General features: G+C 43.9%; 13 protein-coding genes and 1 pseudogene. 6 read left to right on the top strand and 8 right to left on the bottom strand.

Annotation, left to right across the window (positions count from 1 at the left end):
* Positions 1-187 precede the first annotated feature (187 nt).
* The 4 genes and pseudogenes from IM322_RS21115 to IM322_RS21100 all read right to left on the bottom strand — a co-directional run.
* Positions 188-1,282, bottom strand: a complete 1,095-nt coding sequence (locus IM322_RS21115) for a substrate-binding domain-containing protein (protein WP_287677180.1) — start codon at positions 1,280-1,282, stop codon at positions 188-190.
* Between the two features lie 107 nt (positions 1,283-1,389).
* Positions 1,390-2,115 carry a hypothetical protein gene (locus tag IM322_RS21110; protein ID WP_287677182.1) on the bottom strand — a complete coding sequence of 242 codons (726 nt, stop codon included), beginning with the start codon at positions 2,113-2,115 and terminating at the stop codon, positions 1,390-1,392.
* Positions 2,116-2,120: 5 nt separating this feature from the next.
* Positions 2,121-3,815: an extracellular solute-binding protein gene (locus IM322_RS21105; protein ID WP_287677184.1), complete on the bottom strand. Its 1,695-nt coding sequence runs from the start codon at positions 3,813-3,815 to the stop codon at positions 2,121-2,123.
* Positions 3,816-3,964: 149 nt separating this feature from the next.
* Positions 3,965-4,066, bottom strand: a pseudogene (locus tag IM322_RS21100) (transposase); the annotation flags it as partial.
* 102 nt (positions 4,067-4,168) lie between these two features.
* On the opposite strand from IM322_RS21100, the gene IM322_RS21095 reads away from it, so the two are divergent.
* From IM322_RS21095 to IM322_RS21085, 3 genes are all read left to right on the top strand, one after another.
* Positions 4,169-6,247 carry a thioredoxin domain-containing protein gene (locus IM322_RS21095; protein WP_287677186.1) on the top strand — a complete coding sequence of 693 codons (2,079 nt, stop codon included), beginning with the start codon at positions 4,169-4,171 and terminating at the stop codon, positions 6,245-6,247.
* A 183-nt stretch (positions 6,248-6,430) separates the two neighbouring features.
* Positions 6,431-6,739, top strand: coding sequence for a type II toxin-antitoxin system HicB family antitoxin (locus IM322_RS21090; RefSeq protein ID WP_287078921.1), 309 nt, complete (start codon positions 6,431-6,433; stop codon positions 6,737-6,739).
* Entirely contained in the window at positions 6,736-7,143 is a 408-nt protein-coding gene (locus IM322_RS21085) for a type II toxin-antitoxin system VapC family toxin (RefSeq protein ID WP_287677188.1), read from the top strand. Before IM322_RS21090 ends, IM322_RS21085 begins: the two co-directional genes overlap by 4 nt.
* 107 nt (positions 7,144-7,250) lie before the next feature.
* On the opposite strand, the gene IM322_RS21080 is transcribed toward IM322_RS21085, so the two are convergent.
* A complete protein-coding gene (locus IM322_RS21080) occupies positions 7,251-8,099 on the bottom strand; it encodes a PEP-CTERM sorting domain-containing protein (RefSeq protein ID WP_253882651.1) in 849 nt (282 codons plus the stop codon).
* 250 nt (positions 8,100-8,349) lie between these two features.
* Here IM322_RS21080 and IM322_RS21075 point away from each other — a divergent pair, with 250 nt between their 5' ends.
* Together IM322_RS21075 and IM322_RS21070 are read left to right on the top strand one after the other, a co-directional pair.
* Positions 8,350-8,625 (top strand): BrnT family toxin, encoded by a 276-nt coding sequence (locus IM322_RS21075; RefSeq protein WP_052275984.1) that lies wholly within the window; start codon positions 8,350-8,352, stop codon positions 8,623-8,625.
* On the top strand, positions 8,606-8,863 hold the full coding sequence (locus IM322_RS21070) for a hypothetical protein (protein ID WP_287078306.1): 258 nt from the start codon (positions 8,606-8,608) through the stop codon (positions 8,861-8,863). The genes IM322_RS21075 and IM322_RS21070 overlap by 20 nt, the downstream gene beginning before the upstream one ends.
* A gap of 401 nt (positions 8,864-9,264) precedes the next feature.
* Here the strand turns inward: IM322_RS21070 and IM322_RS21065 are convergent, their stop codons facing one another.
* On the bottom strand, positions 9,265-15,417 hold the full coding sequence (locus IM322_RS21065; protein ID WP_287677192.1) for an AAA family ATPase: 6,153 nt from the start codon (positions 15,415-15,417) through the stop codon (positions 9,265-9,267).
* A gap of 94 nt (positions 15,418-15,511) precedes the next feature.
* Here IM322_RS21065 and IM322_RS21060 point away from each other — a divergent pair, with 94 nt between their 5' ends.
* Positions 15,512-16,756 carry an RNA-guided endonuclease InsQ/TnpB family protein gene (locus IM322_RS21060; RefSeq protein WP_287677194.1) on the top strand — a complete coding sequence of 415 codons (1,245 nt, stop codon included), beginning with the start codon at positions 15,512-15,514 and terminating at the stop codon, positions 16,754-16,756.
* Positions 16,757-16,780: 24 nt separating this feature from the next.
* On the opposite strand, the gene IM322_RS21055 is transcribed toward IM322_RS21060, so the two are convergent.
* The gene (locus IM322_RS21055; RefSeq protein WP_287677196.1) at positions 16,781-18,613 is read right to left on the bottom strand and encodes a carotenoid oxygenase family protein; all 1,833 of its coding nucleotides are present in this window, start codon (positions 18,611-18,613) and stop codon (positions 16,781-16,783) included.
* A gap of 388 nt (positions 18,614-19,001) precedes the next feature.
* A complete protein-coding gene (locus tag IM322_RS21050; RefSeq protein ID WP_287677199.1) occupies positions 19,002-20,336 on the bottom strand; it encodes an AAA-like domain-containing protein in 1,335 nt (444 codons plus the stop codon).
* Positions 20,337-20,530: the final 194 nt, after the last annotated feature.

Genomic DNA, 20,530 nt, shown 5'->3' with positions numbered 1-20,530 from the left:
TCGTCTATCGCTTGATACTGTTGAGTTTTAGCTTTAACTTTAAACTCTAAGACAAACATTTTACGCAGGGGGTACTTAGATAAAATCAGTATAGCACAATAAAAGTTAAGTTAACAAGCTATAGTTTAAAAAGCCGTCCTTTTAGGACGGCTTGACGTTTGTGTTAAAAAGAAAGTAAATGAGAAAGCTAGTTTGCTCGCTCCCACAGTCTTTGAATTTCCGCTATTGTCCGACTATTGGGGGATTGAATTAGAGTAACCGATGGATTCACCTCTATTCTCTGAATATTTTGGCTCCAGGGGTTTTCTGGCACGGACATAATATCGATCCCCCCGATGACGGGACGGAAACCGTAGCGGACAAAAACTTGTTGTTGTTCTTTTGTGCGGAGAAAATCGATGAATTTTACGGACGCCCGCCGCTGTTCCCCATCGGTATCTCGACGGATAATCGCCGCGGTTGGGGTGATCTCCACGTTCGGATCGAGGTAGTATACGCGATAGGGAGCTATTTGATTTGCTCCCGACTGCTTCTGACGGTAAAGTGCGATACTTTCGTATACCGTGGCCACGTCTGCGTCGTTGGCTCCGCGGGTGATGAATTCCTGCAAAAGAATATCGGTTGATCGAGGCGGTTGGTACAGCGATTTTTGAATGATTTTAAAAAGCTCTGTAGTTTGTGGAGAATTTAAATCCTCACCGTTCGCCCGGGACCAGAGGAAAAGAGTCAGCAGGCCGCTATGGGAACGGGTCGGATCGGTCATGAGAAAATCAAAACTTCCCCAATCAGGTCTCCCGCCCATTTTTGCCCAATTTCCCGCCTCCATCGCCCGTTGAATTCGCTCCCAACGGAAACGGCCGTCAGGAAAGAGCGCGTCTCCCCGTTCCAGCCAAGCGATACCCACGAGAAGCGTTTTGGCGATCGGGCGCGGGGTCTCGTAAAAGGGATCGCCCCCGTCCCGGGTCGAAAGGCGAGTTTTTAATTCCGTCAGTAATTCACCGTCGGCGGGAATGAGAATCGTGGGTTTAAAATCATTTTTCTCGTCCACGAATTTATTAATTATATCCTGCGATCCCTGTTCTTTAATCTCGATCGCAATGTCGGGATTTTTTTTCTCGAAGTCTTCCTTTAGTCGCGTGAGGGGTTCCGTTAATTCCGTTCCAGTGACGATCACTATTCTCGTTTCTAATCCGGGGATAGGAATGTAAGCTAATCCCAACGAGACTAGGGCGATTAGGGAGGATAGCCATAATTTTTTTTTCTTCTTGGCGGTATTTATCATATAGCAGAATTCAGGAGTTAAAAGACAGAAGTGAGGAGGAAAATCGTTACCTAATCAAGTTTTCACCGCTGAAAGTGTACCTCTTTAATATGCAAAACCTCTAGAGATTAATGAGTTAAAATGTCCAAGTTACTCCCTGCGCTTCGCAATCGATCGCACAACTCCTCCACCTCTCGAACCCGCTCCCTATTGGGACGACTCGATAGCCGGATTTTATTCTGCAATTCCTGTAGGATGCCCGCAGTGTTCTCGATCATTACCCGTAGGTTTAATAGTTTAGCTAGATTAACCGATCCGCTGGTTCTGACGAGTTCTAGGTTTCTCTCTAAACTCTCCACCAATTCCCCAGCCTGTTGGCGGGCGATTCCGGTACTGTTGGTGAGGCGAGCGCGGGCTGAATCTAAGTCCGCCTCTAGTTTAGCGAGGGATAGAACCGCTGCGGAGCGCGGTAATCGTCGCTCTAGTTCTTCGATCCGGTGCGGGATATCGGCGATCGAACTACAGGACTCCTCTATGCGAACCAATAACTCTAGATAATCCGCTTCGTGACCCAACAGTTGACCCGCCTCGCGACGAACGGCCTCCGCTTTCTCGGCTAAACTTTGGACTGAGGCTTTTAGGTTAGTTAATTCCCTTTCCACTTCCCGTTGCGCCGATTTTTCGGGGTCGGGTTTTCTGGATTTACAATACATTGCGGTGGCGGTGGCGACGATGGCGGCGGTGGGCAGGATAACGAGATTCGGGGTTTTCAGGAACCGAACTCCCGCCACGAGAACAATTCCCCCGACTAGGATCGCGAGCGGGTAATCAAAAGGATTGGTTAGTTTGACCATAGGGTTTAGAACTCTAATTGCAAATCCCCCATCACCGTGGAGATCGTTTCGGGGTCGCCTTTACGGTAGTATCCACCGTTTTTATCAGCGATCGTTTTGAGAACTTCTGGGTTAAATTCCCCTTCATTCCCGTAGCCAATGGTGAAGACGGCGACGCGTTTATCGGAGGCGAAACCGCTTTTGGCTAATTCTTGAGCGAGGAAATCGAGGGGGTGTTTCGATCCCGAATCCTCCCCGTCGGTGAGTACGACGATCGCGTTGATCGCATCGGGGCGGAGATTTTGTTCTAACCAATTCCGAGCGTAGAGAGTCGCATCGTAGAGTGCGGTTCCCCCCTCCGCTCGCAGACCGGAAACAAACTGTAGTCCTCGCTCTTTGCCCGCCGGGGTTCCATCTACCAGCACGGGGGGACGAATCGCCGAATCGAAATCAATCAGGGCGACTTTTTCCTTTTCTCCCAAACTGTTGATATAGCTATTCAGGGTACTTTGAACCGAGGGGAGTTTATCTCCCAGCATGGAACCGGAAGAATCAACAACGATGACCACGAGGGAGGGTTTTTTTGCGTATTCCCGCCAAGACTGTAACATCGCCTCCACCACCTCCGGTTTCGGCGATCGCAGGGAGTCATAGCGAGCGTTCGGATCGACCCCGTACTCGGCGGAGAATTTCGTCCCGAGTTCTAACCCCGGAACCCCTGGCCGCAATCCGAGTTCGGTAGCGATTTTCTGCACCTCGGTACTGCGGAGAAACTCGATCGTTTTTTCGGCGGCGGCTTTTTCATCGGTACTCACCCAGGGTGCATTCGGTAGGATCGCCCGCATATTCGAGGTGAAGGTGGCTTTCGGATAAATCGCCTCGAAGCGTGTTCCTGTACCCCCGCGCCCTGCGTTGGCCTCGATCACCGAGGATTCGTACACGGAGGCGATCGAAGCCCAGAACGGGCCGTTTTTCGCCATGTCGTTGGCAATTTGTCCGGTAGAAACCCCGTAACGGGTGATTTTACTCTGGATCTCCCGCACTTTCGGTTGATACTTCTGTACGTCGCTAACGGTTAGGTCTTCGGGACGTTTTCCAGATACTGCGGCGAATTGAGCAACGAGACTCTGTAACCCCGAGTTAGAGCGGATCGGTGCGCCCATGACGAAATAAAGCGGTAAGCTCTGGTTATCGGGGGCGAGATCTTTATGGGTTTTCGCCGTGAGCAGGGATTTATAAAGGTCGCTTTGTTGTCGCACCCCCCGGGCTAAGTCCGAGGGAACCATAAAGACCATCGGGCTGGAGGTTAATAGAGCAGCATCGGCGACCCCTGGAATATAGTTCTGGCCTGGAAATAGGGCGGCGACCTGCGATTGCAGTTGAGCCTGATAAATCTCGCCATCGACGGAGATCAGGGTGGGAAAGTCCGGCGCATCGGCTGGTAAACTTCCCTGTTTTAACTGGGTCGCAAGAGAGACTACATCGGAAACCACATCCCCGCTTCCTTTGGCTTCGCACTTGAGATAGTAGGGTTTACCGTTCTCTAGTTTCGGATTCTGTCGGTTTAGTTTCTCCGCAGCCTGATCGCAGAAATCTTTCAGGGCGCTCCCGACGAGAAATTTAACCTCGATGCCGTTGGCACGGGGATCGCTGCTCCCGCAGGAACTCAAAATCACGAGTCCGAGAATGACAATGAATTTTCGCCTGATCTGGTAACTCATAGGGGTTTTGTAGGTTGTTATTATTGAACTCGTTTTAACATTCTTTCCATGATTTACCCGTATTTTTAATTATCGATGAATTCCGTAAAATTTACTAGGCTCTCTTGTTCCCAGTGTGATAGGATTCTCTAATCATCAAAAGCGGCAAATCATCGTAATCGAAAATTTTCAAAGTTACTAAAACCGTAAGCTTGTCTTTTAATCAGTTTGATTTTATTATTTATCCCTTCAGCTACACGATTCGTCGAATGAAGTAGGGTATCTAAATCGGATGCCCATAGTCATCTCCTGCTATAGTGTATCCTGTTGTACTATTTTAACACAAAACTCAAGAGAGCCATCCCCCTTTTCCCATGACTAATCATCTGGCTGAATCTGAAAGTCTTTACCTACGAAAACACGCCGAAAACCCGATCGATTGGTGGTATTGGTGTGACAGCGCCCTAGAAATTGCCAGGAGAGAAGATAAACCGATATTTCTCTCGATCGGTTATTCTAGCTGTCATTGGTGTACGGTTATGGAAGGAGAAGCTTTTTCCGATCAGGCCATTGCCGATTATCTCAATCAGTATTTTTTGCCGATCAAAGTTGATCGCGAGGAAAGACCGGACATCGATAGTATCTATATGCAAGCATTGCAGATGATGGTCGGTCAAGGGGGTTGGCCTCTGAATGTCTTCCTAACACCCGATAGTTTAATTCCCTTCTATGGTGGTACTTATTTTCCCGTGCAACCGCGCTTTAACCGGCCCGGTTTTCTGCAAGTGCTGCAATCGATACGTCGTTATTATGACGAGGAAAAAGACAAATTAAACAAATTTACGGCCGAAATGCTGGGCGCACTGCGTCAATCGGCTATTTTACCCCGATCAGAGACCAATTTAGCCGCTCCTTCCCTTTTAGCCACAGGAATCGAGAGAAATACGGCGGTGATTCAGGTTAATCCCAATAACTACGGTCGGCCCAGTTTTCCGATGATTCCCTATTCTAATCTGGCTTTGCAGGGCAGTCGCTTTGGTGACGATTTTGAGGATTCCCTCCGGCAAGCGGCCTATCAACGGGGGGAAGATCTGTCCTTGGGGGGAATCTATGACCATGTAGGGGGAGGATTCCATCGTTATACGGTGGATTCGACGTGGACAGTTCCCCATTTTGAAAAAATGCTCTACGATAACGGGCAAATTGTCGAATATTTAGCCAATTTGTGGAGTGCGGGTTATCGAGAAGCGGCCTTTGAGAGAGGGATTAAAGGCACGGTTAACTGGCTAAAACGGGAAATGACCGCCCCAGAAGGCTATTTTTATGCGGCCCAAGATGCCGATAGTTTTGAGAATGCCACGGATAGAGAACCGGAGGAAGGAGCCTTTTATGTCTGGTCGGATTTAGAGTTAAGGGATTATCTCTCGATCGAGGAATTAGGACTGCTGCAAGCTAATTTTACCGTCACTGCCGAAGGGAATTTTGAGGGTCGTAATGTCCTGCAACGTCGGCAAGGGGGAGAATTATGGTCGGAGATAGAAAATATGCTCGATAAGTTATTTATTCGGCGTTATGGCAGTTCTCAGTCCCAATTAGCTCTTTTTCCCCCGGCCAGAGACAATCAAGAGGCGAAAACCGTTTCTTGGCCAGGACGGATTCCGGCGGTAACGGATACGAAAATGATCGTCGCTTGGAATAGTTTGATGATTTCTGGTTTGGCCCGGGCCTTTGCCGTCTTTAGCGAACCTTTGTACTGGCAAATGGCTAGTCAAGCGGCCGAGTTTATTCTCAAGCATCAGTGGTTAGATGGACGTTTTCAGCGCTTGAATTATCAGGGTCAGGCCTCGGTTTTAGCCCAATCGGAGGATTTTGCCTATTTTATTAAGGCTTTACTGGACTTGCAAACGGCTAATCCCCCAGAAACTCGCTGGTTAGAGGCTGCTATCGATCTACAAGGGGAATTCGATCGCTGGTTTTGGTCCAAGGATGAGGGAGGATATTTTAATACCGCTTCTGATCATAGTCTCGATTTGATCGTGCGGGAACGGGGCTATACGGATAATGCCACCCCTTCGGCCAACGGAATTGCGATCGCTAATTTAGTGCGTCTGTCGCGATTGACGGAAAATCTAGAATATCTCGATCGGGCCCAAAAGGCCTTGCAATCTTTTAGTACCATCCTAGAAGAGTCCCCCACCGCTTGCCCCAGTTTATTTGTCGCCCTCGATCACTATCGTCACGGTTTCTGTCTGCGCGCCCCGGAAAGCTCGATCGAGCCGCTGTTAAGTCGCTATTTGCCCACTGCGGTGTATCGAGTCGATGCCAGTTTGCCCCTTAGCACATTTGGGTTAATTTGTCAAGGGTTATGCTGCCTTGAACCGGCAGAAAATTTAGAACAGTTGCACCGACAAATTGCCGGAGTGATGGCAGGGGAGTCAATACGGCTCGGTTAACTTAAAGATGGTGCGTTCCCCATGATCAAACGATGGAGTAACAAGGATTGCATCAGGGAACGCACCCTACTCGTGACAGAGCGATCGCACTCTCCCTAACGAGCGATTCACGCAGTTGGCGAATCTCCATTCCTACAAATTACAATTGAGTTAAGATATTTATTTAATTTAAACAGGTGAGCGATGAAATCAAAAGTCAGTATTGAAATAGAAAAGAGAGAAGGAAAATATTCTGCTTACAGTCCTGAAATTGAAGGATATATAGCAGAAGGAAATTCTTTAGATTCAGTCATTGATGCTATAAAACAAGCCATCCAATCCCATTGGCATCAACAAGAAGAAGAATCCAGCAAGACAACGGCCCAATCGCTTCTCGAACTTTTTGAAAATATTACAGCCGGCATGACCGAAACAGAAATCAACAATTTGCCGAGGGACGGCGCACAAGAACATGACCACTATATCTATGGTATTCCTAAAAGCGATTCATGAGAACTATCTTTGCTGATACATTTTATTGGACAGCATCCATCAATCCTAGGGATAATTGGCAGGGTCAAGTAATTGCTATTACTCGCAGATTAGAACAATTTTGTCTCGTGACAACTGAAGAAGTTTTAGCAGAAACTTTGACTTTTTTTTCAGCTTACGGGAGTCAGATGCGACAACGTGCTTGTCAACTGGTTCAAGGAATAATCAAAAATCCCAATATTCAGGTAGTCCACCAAACTCATGAATCATTTTTAGCAGGTCTAACTCTCTACCAAAATCGTCCTGACAAAGAATATGGTCTCATTGATTGTATCTCTATGCAGACGATGCGAGAACTGGAAATTATCGAGATGTTGACCCATGATAAACATTTTACTCAGGAAGGTTTTGTCATTTTGCTATAGTGCGATTCCTATCGATTTTCAAGGTATTTAATCAAGTCAACAAAGGGAAAAATAACCCCCCTCAACTGACTGAATGAAGGGGCATTTATGGTATTTTTGTAAGCAATTTAGCCTACTTTTGTGGTTTCTTTTTCGGTGGATTTGGATAGCTTCAGTTTGCGCTTGAGGGTTGAAGCTGCGCCTAAAGTGCCGAGAGCGAGGAAACTCAGGATGGAAGAAGGTTCTGGTACAGACTTGAAGAGACCGTCTTTGTCCGTTACTTCAAGGATTGGCTGTGGATCGGACACTGAATCTGGCGCAATCTGGAAATTTGGGGTTACGAGTTCTTCTAGCAATGATACATCCCAGATGCCTTCAAGTGGTCCTAAGAAACTAACAGATGATGATAAAGGTGTGGGCGAGTAAGTACGAACTCTAAAATCTCCTAAAGTTACCGCAAGACCAGAAGATTTCTCGATGGCAATTGGTAGGCTAGAAGATCCAGAAAAGTCGTATTGAAATCTTGTGATGGTAGAAGGACCTGATAGTGGATCTGAAGGAACGTCAATATCCAAAGAAAACAAACCTTCATACGAAACATCAACTGAATACCAAGTGAATTCAGGTATGGCCGTGTTCAAGCCAGTAAAGTCATATGTAACAGTCAGATCACTAAGGTTCTGATAACCTTCAATAGTTACCAAAGGATCTCCAACGACAACTACGACAGTTGCAATACTAGAACTTGAAGTTTTTTTCTGGTTCTTAAATGTAAATTCGGTAGATGTAACCCCTTCAAAAGTCGATCCGTCCTCTTTGATTATTTTATATTTTGCCCCAGCAGGAACTGTTTGCTCCGATTTTATTTCGTTTCGTTCCCATTTAATTTTTGTTCCTACAGGTATAATGGCGGCGTTAACTGGAACCCAAGAAGAAAAACAGGTTAACAGGGCTACCGTTATCAAAGTTTTTTTCATAAACTTTTACGACTCCATAACTAAAACTAAATTTTGCGATCGCCCCCCTCGCAGCCAGGTCAAGCAACAGCCCAACCCAACACCAAAGGCAGATGACAAAACGATACACACTCCCCCCCCCACAACTGTATTAAAAGCTACAATTTAATAAATCTTTACATTCTTCTCCCCCTAGTCCCTCGCCTTCGGGAGCGATAGGTTAGTATAGAGTGGGTGAAAACAATTTTTCTCCATTGATTTCGGGTATCTCATGCGTATTCAATGGGATGAAGCCAAACGACAGCGAGTTTTAACAGAACGTGACATTGACTTCACTCGGTTAAACGATCTGCTTTACAAACCTTACATCGAAGACCAACGCTCTGAGCAGCCAGAACAATATCGGATTGTTGGCTTTGCGGGCGGAACGTTAACAACATTCATCGTAGAATACAGAGTCGATGAAGTCGGTGATTACATTTGGGTTGTCACCGCTTGGAAATCAACTAAACAGGAGCGCAAAAGCTATGAGGAAACAGTCAACTGAAATTAAAGATATTGAGGAAATTGCTCAACAAGCACATCTAGGGAAAGATGTCTCTGAGCATTTCACAGGTAATTTTCAGGTTAAGCAACAAATTAATCTTGATTTTCCCCCGGAGTTACTAGGAAGCATAGATGTAGAGTGTCAATTGCAGAACATGAATCGTCAGGATTGGATCAAGATGGTTTGCGTTGAAAAACTCCGTGCAATTCAATCTAGCAGAATAGCCAATAGTGTTTAGTGGGGTCAAAGTATCCTACGCTACAATTTAATAAATATTTAGGGCTTGCTGAATAAATCTAAAAACCTTGTTGGGTAAGACTTTTAGACTTTTTTCCCTCAAAAAGTGCCTACCATTGGAGTGATCGGGGGGAAATTGAGGTACTTTTTCCCTGAAAATTAGGTAGTTGACCACCTGAAAATCGGTAAAACCCTACACCCCACACCCCACACCCCACACCCTACCCCCAGGAAAAACTTTTTGCCGCAAACCCTAGATAATCAGTCTTTAAGAACTGGATTTGGTGTAATAGCAAATCTGTTTTTAATACCATGATTAACTCCCAATCCAACTTTAAAAACCCAGTTGGGTATTGTTCCACAACTTCCCACTATCCTGTACCTTTTAAACAGGATTTAGTCTTAGGTTGATTTTGCCAGGGCCAGCCAATGGAGGTGAAAGATTGCTTGATAGATGGGATTATGGACCCGCAGCCGGCCTTCGTCTTTGATCACTAACCCCGATAAAAGTAACTCTTTTTCTGGAGGGCTATCCTCGGCAATCACCTCTTTTTCCCTTAAAATCCGTTCATAGAGTCTCAGGAGCAACTGGGAGCGATGACTGTTGAGAAGCCGATCGCGAATAGTCCGCAGATGTTCCGGTTCATCCTGAGCTTCCCAATTGTCAATGATCTTCTTCTGTACCAAGTCCTCAATCCAGAGGGCCTCACCATTGGGGGGAATCGGTGCGGCAGCGGTGCGAATTAACTGACAGAGTTTTTGGGTCAGAAAAGGTTGACCGTTTGTCCAAGCAAAGACTTCTTTTAAGACAGTTTGCGGGTTACTAACTTTCTCGGCCAATCCGCGCAGTAAAGGCTGGGCTTCGTGTTCCTTAAAACCCTCCAATTGAATCGAATGACCGATATTAAAAGGAGTGATTTGGTGGTCGGTAATTAAATCGGAGGGGGTGACAACACCGAAGAAAGCGAAGGTCAAACGCCGATAGAGCGGGTTAAAACCACGCTGGTTATAGCAGGAACGAATCAGGGCAAAAAAGTCATTAACCGCGAAATTTAAGCCCAAAACGCTATCAATTTCATCGATAAAAATCGCGATCGGTTTCGGGGGAGAACCGTCCACTATCCCCACTTCCAGCAATAACACTTCTTCGATAAATTCGCCCAAGCGCTGTACTGCCGAGACATCTTCCCGTTCTTGCCACCAAGCTTTGAGATTGACCCTTTTGAGCAGTCCAAAACGTCGCCCTAACTCGAAGGCTATCCCCTTGTACCATTGGTCGGGAGTGACATTTTCGCTGCCGATGCGGGTTAAATCAATGGGAGCGCAACAGACCCCCTCGTGTTGGAGGTGGTCGATCATGCGTACCATTAAACTAGACTTGCCCATTTGACGGGGATTGAGGACATAGCAAAAATCGCCGCGTTTGAGGGCTTTATAGAGATAACGGTCGGCGGCGCGGACCACGTAGGTGGGGGCATCCATGGGTAAACTGCCCCCCACTTGGTAGTCAAAGGTGCTAGATTCTTCGCTACTTCTGAGCAGTTCATTTTCAAACAGTAATTCTGCTTGGGTGGCCTTGAGAATTTCTAGGGTTTGGCTGAGTTCTAGGGTGCGCTCCTGCACTTTCTGTTCTAGGGTGCGGCTATACTCGGCTAATTCTTCGGTAAAGCGAATCCGTTCCGCTTCCGCCTGTTTTCGTTCGGTAATATCGGTAAAAGCGGTGATCGCATAGATAATTTCTCCTTTTTCGTCAAAAACGGGCGTGGCATACACTTCTAGGGGAATAATCTTCTCTCCTTGGTGAATTTCTAGATCATCCATCGTGTTTTTTTCCCCCCTTAAAGCTCGGACAATCGGATGGTATTCTGTGGGATACAATCGATCGGTTCCAGCTTGATATAACTGATAGGTTTCCCCCAACTGATTAGCCGTGGTGATATTAACTATCTCTTTTCCTAAAATCTCTTGGGCGGTTTGATTGGCATAATAGGGTTGACTGCCAGCATCAAGGACGAATACCCCCACTGGCATCGCTTCTAAAAATTGCGCTAGTTGTCTCTGTTTGGCTTTGATTTCGGCGTAGAGTTTGGCGTTAGTAATTGCGATCGCCGCTTGGCTGGAGAGCAGTTGCAGCACTTCCAATCTTTCTTGGGTAAAAGCCCCGACGGTGAGATTATTTTCTAGATAGACAATTCCCCGCAGTTGTCCTTGGTCGAGGAGGGGCGAACAGAGCAGGGATTTGGTTTGATGGGTTTTAATATAGGAATCATTGCTAAAATTGCCCTCATGGGCAGCATCGTCATTAAGAACGGTTTGACCGCTCCGGGCTACATAGTTAATAATTGAGACGGGAAGATGTTCTTCGATGGCATTAGATTTAAAGACTGTCACCCCATCTTCCTGCACCGAACCGGAGGCTTCGATCAATAGTTGTCCGCCACTTTCTAGGATAAGATAGCCCAGCTGCGCCCCAGCATTTTCGATGAGAATTTTCATCAGGGTGGCGAGTAATTTATCTAAAACTATCTCGCTAGAAATGGCTTGGAAGGCCTTCATAATCGTGGCTAAATCTAACAGTTCTCCCGCATGACTAACTGAATTTTTTCTGGTGGGAGTTCTCCTAGTTTCGGTCTGGTAATTGTAACCATAATTATTGACCATTAACTGAGAATAACTGCTTTCTATATCTTTGACTTTAGCTGTTGCTCCCCAAAGAGAATAGAGATAAGCAGCTTCATTGATGTAGGTTTTGGCAATTTTTACTTTACCCCAATCGAGATAGAATTTCGCCGCTAGTTCGTTAGCCAGTGCCTCTTCATTAATGTATTCATTTTCCTTGGCTTTAGCGATGGCTAGATCATAATTTTCTATGGCTTCTAGATAGGATTGCTGTACCCGCTCCTTTTCCGCTTGCACTAAATAAAATTTATGGAGATAGTTAGAGGGGGCTTGATTAGCCCATTCCCGCAGCTTTTTCTGATTATTCGTCACTCGTTCTAATACTTGCTGTTTTTGGTCATTGTCCAGATGATTATAAATAGCTAAATGGGCGAGGGAATCATAGACATTATGCAGAGAAATCAAGAAAGTGGCGGTAGCTCCTACCAGATATTTTTGGGCTTGGTTAGCATTTTCAATGGCTTGTTCGTACTGTCCAAATAGATAACAAAGGTATAATTTATTAACAAATAAAGAACAGAGACCGAAGAGATCATTAGCCTCTAGATGGTACGGTAACATAAGAGTTTCTTGATAGTATTGTCCTTCTAAATGACCGGGATTTTCCGAGTGCCTCAGCAGATTTAAAACTGTTTGACCATAGATTTTTAGATAGTTGCGAGGGTTTTCTTGTTTGAGTTTAACAAAAGCCAGATCATAGTTAGCTATTTCTTGGGCTAATTCGGTTAATTCCTGTCCGATAAATGCGGAATGAAAACAGTAAAGATAGGCGCAGGTTGTTCCGTAGTAGAGATCGCCCATTTCTAAACCGGTTTGATAGGAAGATTTTAACAAAGACAGGGAATTTTTAATCGGTTCTTTCCAGATACTAATAGTTGCGGAAAAGACGGCAATTATTTTCGGCATCAGGGCTTTGGCATGAAATTTATCGGCAATGTTTAAAGCCAATTTTCCAAATTGATAACCCGTTTCCCAATCTTCTAAAAGACCACAAAGAATTAAGCCATAATTAACATAAGTAAAAGCCGCTAGATAACTATTGCCGTACTGAATTGATAAGTTAACCTGTTTTGATACTAGGATGGGTAAGAGATGAGGAGCGGCAATATAAACAGGAGAAAATATGGCACTTGCTATTTTCATTATTGCTAATTTTTCTTCCTCATTTATCGGCGGTAAATTACTTAAATTCTCAATATTTTTACCTGCTAATCTTTGTCGAGTTTCAGTTAGTTCTTTTTGAATATCTGATGATTGTAAGGATTCGGGAATCTCGAAATCTAAGCTTTTGAGGACAGATAAACCAATTTGTACCGCTTTTAGTTCTTGATTTTGGCTGAGATAAGCTTCGATAATGACTTCATAAACTTTTACTTTATCTAGGGTGGTTTTTGCCTGTTTTAATACGAGATTAGCCCAGCACTGCATTTGCTCAAAATCCCCACTTAAATAGGCGATTTCTGTGGCTTCAGAATAAATATTTAAAGTCAGTTGATAGTTATTTTTCCAGCTTGATTTTTTGAGAAGTTTTTGAGCGATTTTAATATATTTTAAGGCTCCAGTTTGGGCATTAGCAGCTTTGGCTTTTTGGGCTGCTAGTAAATTCAAGTTAGCCACTAACTCTCGTTCTTTTTCCTCGCTAATTAGTTGATAACCAAGATTGAGATGATCAACTATTTTAAAAATCTTTTCCGATAATTCGTTGACAGAACTATGCTCCCAAAGTAGGCGACCAATTTTTAGATGAATTAAAGATTTTTTGCTGTCTTCGATGAGAGCGTAAGCTCCTTGTTGAATGCGATCATGAGCAAATTTATATTCTTGAATCAGTAATTGTTCATCTAATTCTGAGAGGGGAATAATCAAACCAGCTTCGCTACTATAATTTAAAATTGGTAAAAGTTCTGAAGGTGATTTTTCAGAGATTATTGCCAGACTATATAAATTAAACTCTGCTCCAAGGCAGGCCGCTAAACTTAAAACCTCCTGGGTTTCGGGGGGCAATTTCTGCATTTTGCCCATCATAAATTGAATCAGATTATCGGTACTGCCAATCCTTTGAATTTGACCGAGATGCCATTGCCAATAGCCCCTATTATTGTCGATTTTAGTGGTTGTTTCCTGCCCTGGTTGGAAAAATAGCAAATTTTCCCAGTAGATAGTTTTGAGAAATTCATTGACAAAAAAAGGATTACCGTGGGTTTTTTGCCAGACTAAAGCGGCCAAAGATTGCACATATTCTGGTGAATGATTTAATGTCTCGGCAATTAACTGATTGACCTGTTCAAGTCCCAGAGGTTTTAAAATAACTTGATTGATAATTATGCCCCCCTGCTCTAATTTATCGAGAGTAGCGGTTAGGGGATGGGTGGAATTAATTTCATTACTGCGATAGGAGCCAATTAAAAATAAATAGTCGATATCGTCATCGAGCATAATTAATTCTATCAACTGAAGACTAGCTAAGTCTGCCCATTGCAAATCATCGAGAAAGATGACTAAGGGATGTTCCGGGGAACAAAAGACCCGAATAAAATTTTTAAAGACTAAATTAAAGCGATTTTGAGTAGCGATCGCTCCTAATTGTAACACCACTGGTTGCGGACCGATAATTAATTCTAGTTCAGGAATCACATCAATAATAACCCGTGCATTCGTCCCCAAAGACTTTAGGAGTTTTTGTCGCCATAGTTCCAGTTGTGGTTGACTTTCCCCCAAAAGTTGCTTGACCAGATGAGTCAAAGCGCTAACCACAGCAGCGTAGGGAGTGTTGCGCTGAAACTGGTCAAATTTACCAGAGATAAAAAAGCCGCGTTTTTCAGTAATTGGCTGATAAATTTCCCCAACCAAGGTGGTTTTACCTATACCAGAATAACCCGTAACTAGCATCAGTTCGGTGTGAGAGGAGTTTTTATCCACCGTGGCTACCCGTTGAAAAGCAGTGAGGAGAGTGGCGATTTCTGCCTCCCTACCGTAGAGTTTTTGGGGAATTTGGAACTGATTGGCTAGATCTTGCCTAGCGATGACAAAATCCTCAATTTTAGCCGTTTTTTCTAGTTGTCTTAAACATTCTTCTAAATCTGCCCGAATACCATAGGCACTTTGGTATCGTTCCTCGGGGGTTTTAGCCATCAGTTTCCTGATGATTGCCTCCACCACCGGGGGAATTTTCTCCCTGACGAGACTATTAATCTCCAAAGGTTGTTTAGCCAGATGACAGTGAACTAATTCCAAAGCATCTTTAGCTGGAAAAGGTAATTGTCCGGTGAGCAGTTCGTAGAAGCTAACGCCCAAGGAATAAAAATCCGTGCGGTAATCGAGACTGCGATTCATCCGTCCGGTTTGTTCGGGAGAAATATAGGCTAAAGTCCCCTCCAGGACGTTGGGATTTTTTAGCCCCGGATTTTCCCGCCGCAGGACGCTGGCAATGCCAAAATCGATGATTTTAATTTGTCCGGTTTCGGGGTTAAGAACTATATTGGCAGGATTAATATCTTTGTGAATAACCTTGGCGTTGTGAATTTTCTCTAAATTAGCCACTATTCGGGGTGCAAGGCTTAAAAAGTCCCTTAAGGCCAGGGGTTTGCCCTCTAGCCATTTTTTTAAGGATATGCCCCCGAAATCTTCCAAAATAATCACGGGAGTTCTACGGTAGGTTTCTAAACCATAGGCTTTAATCGCCCCCTCGAAGTTCAGGCCGCAGATGGTTTTATACTCCTGTTTGTAGTGGGTTAGTTCTTGGGCGGTGGGATATTCTTGCTTGAGGATTTTGAGGATAACGGGTTGATTATCGGCGGTGCGAATGGCCCGATAGACTTCTGAGTTAACACTTTCGTAGATTTGGGCAAGAATGTCGTATCCGTTGAGAAGAATCATCGAAAAATTGGGTTTGAAACCCCGTCCTTTTAGGACGGCTTGGCATTTAAGATGTTTCGCTATATGCTAGAGATACAGCGAAACAATCTTAACTATGTACGCCACTCAAAAGAACCAACTTAGACAACTTAATCAGCAGGAATTTAATGCCCTGACTGCTTTGTGTCGTTTGAGTAAGAATCTTTTTAATGTGGCGTTGTACGAATGTCGGCAATATTTCTTTGCTGAAAGAAAACGTTTGACCTACGAATCTAACTACCATATTTGCAAATCTAATGAAAACTATCGGCTTTTGAATACCGATATTGCTCAGCAAACGATGAAGGTAGTAGATAGAAGTATGCGGTCTTTCTTGGGACTGCTTAAGGCAATTAGTATAGGGAGATGTGACCAAAGACCACAACTGCCCCAATACTTGTCTAAAGAGGGATATTTCCCTTTGATTATTCCTCGAATTAAACTCAAAGATGGAATGTTGGCAATTCCCATGTCTAGAGAGTTTAAAAAAGAATATGGCGAAGTTAAAATCCAACTCCCAGAAAGACTGAAAGACAAGAATATTAAGGAGGTACGAATACATCCCAAATACTCGGCTCGATGGTTTGAAATCGAGTACATTTATGAGGATGAAGCAATAGAAACATCTGTGGACTCCGAAAAAGCAATAGCTATTGACTTGGGGGTTGATAACTTGGCAGCTTGTTTTGACACTGAGGGGCATCAATTTTTGATTGATGGAAAAAGACTTAAAAGCATTAATCAGTGGTACAACAAGCGTAATGCTGAACTTCAATCTGCCAAAGATAAGCAAGGCATTAAAGAGTTGACTAATCAACAAGCACAGCTTAATCAATGGCGTAATGATTCTATTCGAGATTATTTGAATAAATCCGCTCGAATAATAATTAACCATTGCTTGAACCACCAAATAGGCAAGTTGGTAGTTGGGTATAATCCAAGTATTAAACAAGAGATTAATATTGGACGTTCCAACAATCAAAACTTTGTTCAGATACCTTTTTGGCAACTTAGACAAAAGCTCAAAGCTTTGTGTTCTCGATACGGAATTGAGTATTGTGAACAAGAGGAGTCTTATTCGTCTAAAGCTAGTTTTTACGATCAAGATGAGATTCCTATTTACAATGCCGATAACCCCATCAAACAGAATTTTTCTGGTAGAAGGGTTAAGCGGGGATTGTATCAAACAAAGAACAGACATCTTGTTTCAGCCGATATTAATGGTAGTGCCAATATTTTGGTTAAAAGTAAGCACAGACTCAATTTTGAGCGAGTGTCTAGCGGGTTTTTGGCTAACCCTTTAAGGATTTACGTCTCTTAAGAATCCCCGCCAGGCGCGGGAGTGTCAATTTTTTGCTTGGCGATTGTAAATGGCTGCGGGTCTCCCCAAGAAAAATTCTACGGGAACCAAGACAAGACTCCGCAAGGCCGAAAGAACTCGATTTACCTGTGAGACGGAAGGACGGGGAGAAGGCAGCACTTGCTCGAAATACTCGGAATGCAAGGTAAAACCAAAGTGAACATCTTCCGGTAAGCTCAGTTTAGCAATCGGTCCGTCCTTGAGATTGTCAGGGTTAAATAACCAAGCTTCTAATACTCTGGTCGGGGTTAAAACCGTCGTAAATAGATAGCCCTGTTCTTGGGGAATAAACTGAATGCTATCTAAAATATAGCCATCGGGACAAACATAAAAATCCAGTAGTTCCCGACCTAAATGTGATACATGAGTATTAGTGGCATTTTTTTCTTGTCTAATCTGTTCAGTTAACTGATTCCAATCCTTATCGAGGGGAACCTTGGCTAATACCGAGGGCAAGTCATGACTGGGAAGTTCGGCATCGCTGAGGATGCGATTACTTTGGTCGCGAAAATCCATATACTGACGACGACAGATTAATTCGCGCACATAACCAGCATAAACCTGATAAATGGCGCTGTATCCCTGTTCCAATTCCCGCGGGTCGGCGGTGTAGAGAGTGGTAGAGAACCACCCCGGATGGATGAAAGCTTGTTCGCTCATCACCCTGGCATCTTCGATAACCACTTTGCGCAGCACTCCGGGGTCAAAGGAAAACATCCAGGGAATGCCGTGGTATTCGGGGGGATAACCCTGACCAGTAAAATGTTGGATATCGTCTTTTTCGATCGCTTCGGTTAAACTAATAGTGGCATTTTGGATGGCCACAAGCTGAATTTGACCGTTGGTACTATGGTAATTACAAAGGAAGTGATAACTGTCGCCATTGAAGGTAATTAATTGCGAGGGAACGGTGGTTTCTTCTTCCTTGAGGTCTTGACGTTTAACCAGATAAATTTGAGTTTTCGGATAGGTTTCTTCTGGCTTGATTCTGATACCTAATAGTTTGGCTACTCCCATCTGAAAAGGCATATCGGGAATCATGATATAATCTTCGGTGACGATAACCGAATGGGGGCTACCATCAAGGATAGTTCCCTGTAGTTTCCAAGGTTTAAGTTGTTTTTGTTGATCCCAAAGAACAATATACACCGAGTTATCTAAATCTTTTAACATACCTCCCGATACAAGTTTTAGCTTTAATTCACAGGTGATAAATTCTTGGGTTTTTTTGTCGTAGAAGGGATGAGCGGTATTTTCTAGGACGGGGAAAAAAGACAAAGGCACGGAAACAAGATGTTGGTCAAAATAACCAATCGGGGTGATAGTATCAAGGGAAACGGGATCTACTTCCCAGTAACGTCCCGCATCGGCAGTGAGAATTAATCGGGTTTCTTCTAGTTGTTCATCTTCGGCAACTTTTTCTAGTTTAACCATAGCAGTATTCGCTATTTCTGAACAACCCAAAATGCTGATTACGGCGGGAAAATTGGCTTTAATAATATTAAATATCGGTAAAACTTTTCGCCAAAAACTATCCCAGGTTTTCAGTTTTTTACTGTAAACATTAACTTGATTATTTTTCCCTTGCAAGTCCCATTTAATAATTACACCCTCGCCAGAGAACAAATGACGGTCATTTTTTCTATGAAAAGGACAGACGATAAAAACGTATCCCGACAGATTTTCTGGCCAATGTCCCTCGGTAACTGTAGCGACTGCCTTATATAAATTGTTCTCATCCGGCCGACCGAGTTGCGAGCGACTAAAATTACTAACGTTGACAGTATTTTGGACAGTATCTTTGATTGACATATTCATAGGATTCTCCCTTATCAGTTATCAGTTATCAGTTATCAGTTATCAGTTATCAGTTATCAGATGTGAGTTATCAGTTATCAGTTAAGTGGGTGGGTGGAATTAAATATAAGATGAACGTAGGTTGGGTTGAAGCATGAAACCCAACGTCCGATCATGTTACGAAGTGCGCTAACCCATCCTAAAAATAATTGTGCCTCCCTACTTATCAGTTATCAGATGCGAGTTACAGCGTTTCTCATCAAGATGAAGTATGACTGGATTTGGCATCATCCCCAGACGACCGACTAATGTTGACCGTTCCTCAGTTTCGGCGTTCCCCAAAACCAGAGAATTTGCACCTCACTATTAGGATAACTGCTATATCAGTTCACTGATAACTGTTTACTTTTTACTGATAACTGATAGAGGATTTCACCTCTAAAAAATAGCGTCGATACAATTCATAGCCTGGTACTACTTTATCTCCTGATTGTTTGAGTAGCCCCATACTGCTGAGTTTGTAAGCGAGAATTGGGTCTAATTGTACGGGTTCCACCGCGCTCATCACTCTATCGAGGGCTTTCGCTAGTTCAGGCTGTTGTTCTAATACCGCCCAATGGCGTCGCAGGTGATGGGCATAAATCCCCGTGACGGAGGTGGCACTGGTTAGTATTTGCGTCATAGTTATTTCCTCCCGACTGAGATAGTAGAGGGCGGTTTGTACCAAAGCTGGGTGTCCTCCTACTAGCTCCATCAATTGTTTGACTTTTTCCTGATTTTCCCAGGTGAGTTGATAACGTTGGGCTAATTGCAATACCTCCTCAAGACTAAAATGACTTAGCTGTGCGGGGAATCCCACGTTAAAGGGGGATTGATTGAGTTGCAGGGGGACGTAAATTTCTGTGGAATGGACGACGATAAGACGGAGTTTTTGCCAGATAGGTAGGGTTTTGGCTTCTTCGTACCAAGAACGCAGCAGCGGTAAAAAATCCTTGGCCACCTGGGGATGTTCAAAAATCTGATTAAGTTCATCGAGAGCGAGGACAATGGGGGCGGTAATCGATTCCAGGAGATAGTCTTGAATATAGACCGTACAGCTAATCTTGCTGCCTAAATCCTCATCCCAATACTCATCTAATTGTGGTTTTAACTGTAGTTGACGGGCAGCATTGGCACACAACCAGCGCAAAAATTGGTTTAAATCACCTAAAATCGCTTGGTCTACCTGTTCTAAGTTCAAACTCACCGTGCGGTAGCCTTGCTGTTTGGCAAAATCGAGCATTCTCAAAAGTAGGGAAGTTTTGCCCATTTCTTTCGGGGCTTTTATCCGCACTAAAGCCCCCGGTTTCTTTATTTCCTGCCTTATCTGTTCTTCGAGGGGAAGACGTTCTAAATAAAATGGGGAACCAAGGGGAACTGCCCCATTGGGATAGGGGGGTAATGTGTCCAATTTTTCGCTCTTGGATGGAGAATTAACCAGAATTTTGTCTTGAGGGGGTGCTGTTAGCTGAAAATTCAGGGCGGCGATTTCTTGCCAGTCGAGGCATAATCGACGACAAATTTGGGCAAAAGTGGCTTGTTCTACTGGTTTCCCGGTCAGGAAGTTACTGACAATAGCCAGACTAAATTCAGCTTCTTTAGCTAAGGATCGTTGACTGCTAAAGCCCTGCTTTCTCACGGCTAATTTAACTTGATTGAGGCAATGTTGTTGTACTCTTAGATGGCTCGATAGGGAATCTCTCATAAGAATTGGGGAATTGGGGAATTGGGAAGAATAAATAAAAATAAATCTCCTGAATACTGAATCCTAACCCAATGGTAGATGTTGGATTTTGCAGGAGTTCTATTTTTTGTCAAAGATAAGCAAAAATTATCTATTGACTCCACAAGCTTGAGAATATTTAAATTAACATTCCGCAATATTTATAAATTCTTAAC

Source organism: Microcystis sp. M109S1 (genome assembly GCF_020247025.1).
GTDB lineage: Bacteria > Cyanobacteriota > Cyanobacteriia > Cyanobacteriales > Microcystaceae > Microcystis.
Note: the sequence above shows the minus strand (reverse complement) of the source record. Positions and strands in the feature narration are given on the sequence as shown.